This is a genomic window from uncultured Capnocytophaga sp. (genome assembly GCF_938029845.1).
Lineage (GTDB): Bacteria > Bacteroidota > Bacteroidia > Flavobacteriales > Flavobacteriaceae > Capnocytophaga.
The window spans coordinates 1-6,668 of the sequence record NZ_CALHGG010000145.1 but is presented as its reverse complement, the minus strand read 5'-3'; the positions used below and the strand labels follow the sequence as shown (position 1 = coordinate 6,668).

The 6,668-nt window shown below is 31.9% G+C and carries 11 protein-coding genes and 1 pseudogene; all 12 read right to left on the bottom strand.

Annotation, left to right across the window (positions count from 1 at the left end):
- Nucleotides 1–317 (bottom strand): RDD family protein (locus tag Q0625_RS10475; protein ID WP_298826822.1); only part of this gene is annotated, 317 nt, incomplete at its 3' end.
- 9 nt (nucleotides 318–326) lie between these two features.
- Nucleotides 327–1,289: a PTS sugar transporter subunit IIA gene (locus Q0625_RS10470; RefSeq protein WP_298826819.1), complete on the bottom strand. Its 963-nt coding sequence runs from the start codon at nucleotides 1,287–1,289 to the stop codon at nucleotides 327–329.
- Between the two features lie 3 nt (nucleotides 1,290–1,292).
- Nucleotides 1,293–1,925 (bottom strand): annotated as a pseudogene (locus tag Q0625_RS14960) (helix-turn-helix domain-containing protein); the annotation flags it as partial.
- A gap of 15 nt (nucleotides 1,926–1,940) precedes the next feature.
- Nucleotides 1,941–2,297 carry a helix-turn-helix domain-containing protein gene (locus Q0625_RS10455; RefSeq protein ID WP_298826817.1) on the bottom strand — a complete coding sequence of 119 codons (357 nt, stop codon included), beginning with the start codon at nucleotides 2,295–2,297 and terminating at the stop codon, nucleotides 1,941–1,943.
- 43 nt (nucleotides 2,298–2,340) lie between these two features.
- On the bottom strand, nucleotides 2,341–2,889 hold the full coding sequence (locus Q0625_RS10450) for a hypothetical protein (RefSeq protein WP_298826814.1): 549 nt from the start codon (nucleotides 2,887–2,889) through the stop codon (nucleotides 2,341–2,343).
- Nucleotides 2,890–3,284: 395 nt separating this feature from the next.
- A complete protein-coding gene (locus Q0625_RS10445) occupies nucleotides 3,285–3,521 on the bottom strand; it encodes a hypothetical protein (protein ID WP_298826812.1) in 237 nt (78 codons plus the stop codon).
- A complete protein-coding gene (locus tag Q0625_RS10440) occupies nucleotides 3,484–3,654 on the bottom strand; it encodes a hypothetical protein (RefSeq protein WP_298826808.1) in 171 nt (56 codons plus the stop codon). Before Q0625_RS10440 ends, Q0625_RS10445 begins: the two co-directional genes overlap by 38 nt.
- Nucleotides 3,655–3,829: 175 nt before the next feature.
- Nucleotides 3,830–4,141, bottom strand: coding sequence for a hypothetical protein (locus Q0625_RS10435; protein WP_298826805.1), 312 nt, complete (start codon nucleotides 4,139–4,141; stop codon nucleotides 3,830–3,832).
- 270 nt (nucleotides 4,142–4,411) lie between these two features.
- Nucleotides 4,412–4,855 (bottom strand): SMI1/KNR4 family protein, encoded by a 444-nt coding sequence (locus Q0625_RS10430; RefSeq protein ID WP_298826803.1) that lies wholly within the window; start codon nucleotides 4,853–4,855, stop codon nucleotides 4,412–4,414.
- The gene (locus Q0625_RS10425) at nucleotides 4,845–5,231 is read right to left on the bottom strand and encodes an HNH endonuclease (RefSeq protein WP_298826801.1); all 387 of its coding nucleotides are present in this window, start codon (nucleotides 5,229–5,231) and stop codon (nucleotides 4,845–4,847) included. The genes Q0625_RS10430 and Q0625_RS10425 overlap by 11 nt, the downstream gene beginning before the upstream one ends.
- A 163-nt stretch (nucleotides 5,232–5,394) precedes the next feature.
- Nucleotides 5,395–5,946, bottom strand: a complete 552-nt coding sequence (locus Q0625_RS10420) for a hypothetical protein (protein WP_298826796.1) — start codon at nucleotides 5,944–5,946, stop codon at nucleotides 5,395–5,397.
- A 222-nt stretch (nucleotides 5,947–6,168) separates the two neighbouring features.
- A complete protein-coding gene (locus Q0625_RS10415) occupies nucleotides 6,169–6,576 on the bottom strand; it encodes a hypothetical protein (protein WP_298826793.1) in 408 nt (135 codons plus the stop codon).
- Nucleotides 6,577–6,668 lie beyond the last annotated feature (92 nt).

Sequence of the window (6,668 nt, the reverse complement as noted above, 5' to 3'; positions counted from 1 at the left end):
TCTTTGACAATTTTCAGCTTCATTATTCTCTTACCTAGGGTCTGACCTTTATTTTTCCCAAGTGGTACTGCTAGATAATAAAACATAGCACAAACAAGACCCAAAATTCCGCAAATCAAACCGTATGGTTTTTGAAGTGTCAATAAATTTTGATGAAGCATGTTGCCATATATTTTTTGAGAAATAATTCCAGTCGGAAGTAACGCCAGCATTGCACCTAAATACCAGTCTAGTAGATAAGCCACAAAACGCTTCGTCATTCCAGTTTGTGACAAGCTAGACGATTGAGGCTTCCTCATTTTTTTAAAAGTTTTCATTCTTTTCTCCTATTCTAAAATACTTTCGATGAAGTCTTTTTGATCACGCGCATTCAATAAAGCAGATAGCTTTTGCGGATCCATAACTAGACTTGATAACCAGTCAAAAAAGATACTCATTAACTGATTATCTTCTCCTCGGATAGCCAGTAAGATAACCAGACGCACTTCAAAGTTTCCCCATTGAACAGGCTTATCCAACGTCAATGTAGCTATACAAGATTCGCTTGTTGAAATTTCGATGGCATGTGGGACAGCAAAGCCTTGTACAAAAGAAGTTGCTGAGATTCGCTCGCGCTTAATAACATCCGCCTTATAGCCTTCATCAGCCAGTCCTTCTTTGATCAGTTCATCACACAAATATTCAATCGCTTCTTCACTATCTGCTACGTGGTCTTTTCGATAAAACAATTTCTTTTGGATAAGGTGCTCCATCATCTTTTGGAATTTCTCATGATAGCGTGCCTTGTCTAACTGATTCAATAACTGAAAAATCTTACTTTCATCTTCATAATCAAAAAGAAGTGATAATTGCAAAGTAGGAATTTTTAGCTGATGTTTCAAGGGAACTGTTGAAATAATTAAATCTGGCTCAATCGCTCCCACTTGTCGCTCATCAAAAATTTTATAGTGAAAAACAATTGACATCCGTTCTTCAAAGCGTGAATTGATTTTATCAATAAAAGGCTTGGATAACATTTGATTATTGGAAATAATCACTACTGCTCGATATTTACTCGGACTATTCACTCGATCATAAGCAACTCCAAGATGTAAAGCGATGAACGATAATTCATTTTCTCCAACTTTTTTCTCCAACCGCTCACTTAACACTTCACCTGCATGAACAGCCATCTCAAATACCAACGGATACTTTCGCTTGATTTCCTTAAGATAGACATTCGACATGCTAGTATTAGTTTTTTGTCGTTCAATCAATGATGAAATATGGTTTCCAAGCCCACTTACCAAAGCCTAATCGACTGAAAAGTCAATATCAAAGTTGTCATTAATTTTTGACAAAACTGCAACTACAATCTCTCGAATTTCTTCTTTTTGTGTAAAATCTTGTTGACTATTACTACTACAAAGTAGAATAGCAAACTTGATAATTTCATTTTTTACTGAATGAATCCTGCATTCTTCCTCTACTCTCTCAAAGAATTCTTTTGATAACTGATACTCCAAAGTCTCCGTAAAGGATTCATCCGGTAGTTCAATATTCTCAGCATAATTTCCACTGATAATTCTCTCAATCGCAACTCCTGCATGAATCATAACAATAGGAAAAAGCGATTCTTTGATTTGATAATCATATTCATAGCAAGTTTCCGTAAAAACATCCGATATTTTTAGAAAATCAAAATCTGAAAACAAAGTCGCCAATATATTTAAGTTGGTAAAGTTCCCTTGTACTTCATCAGTTAATAATTTACGATAAAGTTTACGCTTCTCGTTTTCCTCTCCAATCAGTTCAACAAAATTCTTAGAACGTTTCAAATTTAGATGATAATCTTTAATCATCTTTTTAATACGCCCCAAATCATTTTCAATCGAATAACCGCTGATGAAAACACGATTTTCCAAATCATACAGATTCAATTCCTTTGAGTTGAAAAGAAGCTATTTAATAATCCAAATACAGCGTTCCTGCGGTGTCTGAGGAATGATATTGTTGGTCACTAATTCCATCTCTGAAATAGCCTGCTCGTCTAATTTATAACCAAGACGCTTATTTGAGATAATCATTTCTCTTTGGTATTCCCTGTTGATAGCTTCAATGTCTGAGCGAATCGTTCTATCTGAAACATTCAACATCTGGGCCAAAGCTTTTCCTGTCAACCATTGATCTTTATCATTTAAGATATCAATGATATTTGATTCATCAGATAAGTTTAATAATTTTAGAGCCTCGTTAGATAAGCGATTTATTTCATCGCTTTCTTCCTTGTTAATAAGTCTTACATTTTTTACATTCATATTTATCCCATTTTATTACATTTGATATGTCCCATCTGGAACCTTACCCTTTTTTCAAACGTTCTTTTACTCGAATATGTTCTTCTCCTAATAGATGAATCAGTTCTTCTGTTGAATAATCTTTTAAATATTTAATTTTTTCATAAGGTTCATAATTAGGTAATAAGTGCTTTATAAAAGATTTTTCAGGAGCTTCATCTACATCAGGGTCACAGTCCCAAGGATATAATCCAAAAAAGGGATCTAAAAATGAATGAGGGTCAGTGGAGTAATTATTGTAATGACCTAACTTAAGAATATTATTTTTGTATATAATATCTGTTTCAATATTTTTTTCTCCTAACAAAATCCATCCATATATCCAAGGTTTTGAATTTATTGTTGCTATTGCGAATGGGGAAGACATATCTAAATGATACCATTTTTCTATTATCTCTTGTAATGAATTGTATTTATAATTAAAAAAGGTAAATGTATCAAAGGATTTATTCTTCCCAAAAATATATTTATTATATAGCTGGGCTATCGTATAACTACCATCTGATAGAGGTATTGCATATACCTCCCCTTCTTTTAAGATCTTTTTATTCATAACTATTTTTTTCAATACCCTCGCTGGCGCAAGCTTGCAGCTTGTGCCTATTATACTAAGAGCTTATAGCTCCCATAAAGAGCCAAAGACTCTACTGAGTAGTAGGCACAAACTGTAAAAAACACACCAACAAGGGAAATTCTGCTGGCGATTTCTATTATACCGAACTCTCGTTATTTAGAGCACATTATAGACTTTAAAAACGTTTTTCTCTATAGAGGGTAAAGGAAAATAGTAGGGCAATTCTTTTGTATTATATTGATTAGTAAGTTGTTGGGATTTTAACAACACATCTGATACATTACCAAATGTCATAGTCGGTACTCCAAACAAGTTCGTCATTCCTCAAAAGGATATAAAAGTAAGAATTCAAAGAACTTTGATTATCTATATCATCAAAGTTTTAACAAAAGGTTTTCTATTTCTTCTTCAGACAAATAAAATGCTTCTCCTTCATTGATAGCAATTAATTTCAAAAGAATCCAATTTTGCCTTTGTGTTAATATATCTTCATACTTCAAATATATTTCAAATGCTTTATCTGAAATATATTCGCCTGTCTTTTTCCCTGCCAAACTTTTTAGTTTATGAATGTCATTTCTTTTGGCATTGTACTTTTTTCCCTTTTCCATTGGACGTTTCTATTGCTTTACCTTCTTGTATATCTTTATAAGTCGGGGGATAATGTGGCAAATCTACAGGTTTTCCATCAATAGCTTTTGGATGAACTCTTACTACCTCTCCGTTATGACCATATGATTCCATCCACATTCTTGTGTTTCCTGTTGGAGATGTTTCTTTTACCATTGAAACCCCTCTCGTGGGACCAGGTGTTGTACTTGGAACTTCTTTAGAATATTCTCTAATTCTGCCATCAGACAATACTCCCCCGCTGGTGCGAGCTTGCAGCTTGTACCCTAATATTACCAAACATTAATCTTTATATTTCCAAATTAATTCCTTCTAATAAATCGATATCTCCTAACATATTATATTCTCTTTCCAAATCAACATTATTAAACAAATACATATTATCTTCATATCTTGGTGTATCATAGCCATTTATGAAATTCAAAAAAGAAAAAATTTTTTTATCAATACACATACACTGCTGATCTTTTTTATCTATAATATTTAATAATTTTTCAGCCTTAGAAGATATTTTACACCTAATTCCGTTTATATCATAAATTTGATTGTTATCATCTTTTAGCTCTTCATAAAAGTCTATCAAAAATTCTTTTATTCTCATATAACTATTTAATATATTTATTATTAGAGATTTTATTACGAGTTATATCTTCTTTTGTACCAACATAATTTTTCCCCCCGCTGGCGCAAGCTTGCAGCTTGTGCCCAATTCAAAATTCATAATTCCCCTCACACTATTTCGAGCACTTCATAGGCTTTAAAAACTCTTATCTCTATGTTAGGTAAAGAGAAATAAGGTTTTAGCCATTTTGTATTTCACTAATAGTTAAGTTGTTGTGCTTTTAACAACACATCTGATACATTACCTACATTACTGAAACATAGAAAAAAAATCAGTAAATGAAATAGAAATATGGATGATTTCATCTTGATCAAATTCTCCTATGTCTAAAAGAACTAAAACTACCTCTTGTGTTTTTACATTAATACAGAATAAATTATCCCCCATATCAGAAGCAAAAGGAACAAAGTAAGAAGGTAAAAAATTCTTTTCTTCTACAAAATAAGTATATAGTCTTTCTATTGTCCAGCCAATAGGATCTTTATATAAGAAAGGATAAAAGCTTTTTACTTTTAAAAAACTATCCATTTCCTCTACATATATACTATTAGTGATAGGTGAGCCTCCATTTTGTTTTGTGTAAAAACTAATAAAATCATTAGGTAAAATATAATGAATTATTTTTTCAAAACAACTAATATCAGATAAAGATATATTAGGCATTGTTTCATTAAATTTTAATTTATTTTCCATTGCAATTCTTTTTCTTTGTATTATATTTTTTTGGCTCTTTTTTTCTCCAACCTGCTTCAAAAGCTAATTTTTTAGCCTCGTATGAACCATAAATTTTATTTTTAATTCCAAAATGGTCTGTAAATTGCTTTACGGCTCCTTGATGAGGAAGCGATTCAATTTGAGCAGATGTTTTAACCAATTGCATAGTACAAGTACCATCATTCGGGTTAAAATCATCTAAATGATGCCAAGTATAATCAGTTGCTTCCTTGGGATTAATTCCACGTCTTCTAAAAGCTTCTTCAAAATCATCATCTCTATTTCCTTGCATTGGAATTTTAATAATTGCTTTTTCCCCCCGCTGGCGTAAGCTTGCAGCTTGTGTCCAATTCATAATTCCCCTCGCACTATTTCGAGCATATTATTACCTTTAAAACGCTTATCTCTATGGTGAGTAAAGGGGAATAGTAGGGTATTTATTTTTTGTATTGTGTTGATTTCTAATGTGATAAAATTTTAACAACACATCTGATACATTACTAACACATTGGATATTACTAAAAGACACTATCAAGGTATTTCTTAATATACCTCTCCGCTACTTTTCTCCTCCAAGATACCTTTTCTTTAGATAAGATCTTTTGTACTTTATCTACATAATTGAAATTCCTTAGTATGGTTAGTTCATCTATAGCAAAAGCATATAATTGCTCATCATCTAATAGGGTAGCTAAACAAGTTTCTATATTAGGATTATTCTTAAAATAATGAAGTAACATTACAAAACTTTCTCTACCTCTCCCAAATCTATCTTCTTCTATTACCTTCAATAGTTCTTCTGATAAAGTATCTGTAAGAATTTTTTTCTCTATTTTTTTTCTTTTTATATTGTCAATAATTTCAGAACCAATCATCCATATTTCTCTCTCAAAAGATTTTAGCTGACCTTTATCATCTGAATTGAAATATTTATCATAGTATAAATTACAAGAATTATAAAGATAGTCCTTCTCTTGAATTTTATTGATATTTATTCTATCCATTGTTACAATCTGATTTTTTCCCCCCGCTGGCGCAAGCTTGCAGCTTGTGCCCAATTTAAAATTCATAATTCCCCTCGCACTATTTAAAGCCCTCCGCTGGCGCGAGCGTGTCGCTTGTGTCTCTATTGCCCCTAATTCACTGCCTAATTAGTAACAGAGCTTGAAGCTCTCTACTTTCTTAGCACAAGCTTGAAGCGAGTATGTGACTCGCGCCAGCGGGGATAAAGTATTGAAACTTTAACAACACGTCTGATACATTACCAACTTACGAAACTTAAAACCTTATTATCAACTTTCAGGGTAAATAATTTGTTCAGGCATTAATATGATGTTTTTACTTTTAATTTCATATATTTCTTTTATATAATTCTCTTTTGAAAACTCAAAAAAATAGCTCTTTTCTCGAAAAAAACGCCATTCAATAGAGTTCTCTTTATGAGTAACATTGACATAATCCCATCCTCCATCATCAGCTACACCGCAAGCACAAGTGAAAATTAAAAACTTCCCACTATTCTGAGCACTTGCATATAACTCTGAATAAACGATCAAAAAATCATCAAATTCATCAAACAATCTTATGTCAATATCATCTATCAACAATTGTAAGTAACTACAATTATTAAATTTAATATTGTCAAAAATTACACAATCAGTAGATTCTAAGTTTATTAAATTAATTTTTATATTATTCATTTAAGTTTCGTAAGCTCTGTAACTTATTGATATTCAAGAACCTTCCCCTACCCCTCTAAAGGGGGAATGAGATAGTTTATGATTCTCAAAGA